Raw genomic sequence first — 1,509 nt, forward strand, 5'->3', positions numbered from 1 at the left:
CATGGTTATAGTGCCCATTGGAGACTTCCCCTTCGTCTGATTGTTCGTCGAAACACAATCATGGCACTCGATGCCGAGCGGCTTGCCGCTGAAGTGGGAAGTCTCATTTTTACTCATTCAAGCCGACGCCGCTTCGCGGCGTGGCTTAATTCAGGCGTTAGGCCCTATGTGGAAGTTCTGGAAGAAGCTGACGGTTCAAGACCCGCACTTCGGACTTTTGTCGTACTCCAATCAGCAATGGTTGTCCGAGAAAATCCTAACTTCCGCCGGAAGTATTCTCGTCAGCTTTGATGGTGACAAGTCAGGACCAAATCCGGCAAGCATTTCCCTAGCGCAGACTGTCCTGGTCAATCCCGTAGTCTATGTGGAATCGGCAATGGCATTTGCCCATAGCAGTCCTGAGGCAAGAGAGTTCATGGAGTACCAAGGAGATTTGATCCTAGACGGCTTCTCTTTTCTTTCAGCTGAGATGTTCTATGTAAATCTAGCGCTGTCAGAGTGGCCAGACGGAGTGATCGATGTAGTGTTCAAGCAGGGTCTGCCGTGCAACATTTTGCTGTCAGACTAGGGCCTAACAATTCCGTAAGGAGCTTCCCGTCAACCCCGAGTGCATGAGTGCCTTGCCTGAGCTTTGAGGCATTTGCTGTTCCCTGTGATCGCGTGTGTTGCGCCGAAGGGCATGCGTTGCGTCAGCCCGCGGATCCAGATCTGCTCGGCGGTGGCCTTCTCCAGTGCAGCCGCGTTCGCCCGCTGCAGGCTGCTTCTCGCGCCCTGGATCAGCAGCGTGCGCAGGTAGCTGTCGCCACGGCAGCTGATCTGGCCCAGCCGTTGCTTGCCGCCGCTGGAGTGTTGCGCGGGCGTCAGCCCCAGCCATGCCGACAGCTGCCGGCCATGCGTGAACTCACGCCCGTCGCCGATCGTGGCGACCACCGCATCGGCGGTCAGCGGACCGACGCCGATCAACTGCTGGGCGCGCTGGCTGCGAACGTCGGCCTTGGCATGCGCGGCGATGCCGGCGTCGCAGACGGCGATGCGCTCGCGGACCTGCTGCCAGTGTTGCTGGAGATCGTCCAGCAACCCGTGCAGCATTGCCGGCAACTGCGTGCGCACCGCGTCATCGCCGAGCGCACGCCGCAACGCCAGATCACTGCGCGCTACCACCACACCGAACTCGGCGAGCAGGCCGCGCAGCCGGTTGCTGATCGCCAGGCCTTCAGCCTTGTAGCCCTCGCGGACCCGGTGCCAAGCCAGCCGCGCCTGCTGGTCGACCGTCTTCACCGCCACGAAGCGCATGTTGCCCTGGCGCGCTGCGGTGGCGATCGCCTCGGCATCGTTGCGGTCGTTCTTGTTGCCCTGCGACTTGCGGAATGGCTTGACGAACTGCGCCGCCATCAGCCGGGGCATTAGGCCGTGCCCGAGGCAGCGACGCGCCCAGTGGTGGGCGCCGCTGCACGCTTCCATCGCCACCACCGTGCCAGGCGGCAGCTGGACCAGCCAGGCCACGAAGGC

The 1,509-nt window shown here is 61.7% G+C and carries 1 protein-coding gene and 1 pseudogene; one reads left to right on the top strand and one right to left on the bottom strand.

The features are described from left to right. Positions 1-70: 70 nt before the first annotated feature. A complete protein-coding gene (locus LDO26_RS18105) occupies positions 71-568 on the top strand; it encodes a hypothetical protein (RefSeq protein ID WP_232132488.1) in 498 nt (165 codons plus the stop codon). A gap of 101 nt (positions 569-669) precedes the next feature. Here the strand turns inward: LDO26_RS18105 and LDO26_RS18110 are convergent. Continuing rightward, positions 670-1,509, bottom strand: a pseudogene (locus tag LDO26_RS18110) (IS110 family RNA-guided transposase); the annotation flags it as partial.

The organism is Proluteimonas luteida (assembly GCF_021191695.1).
Taxonomy (GTDB): Bacteria; Pseudomonadota; Gammaproteobacteria; order Xanthomonadales; family Xanthomonadaceae; genus Luteimonas; species Luteimonas luteida.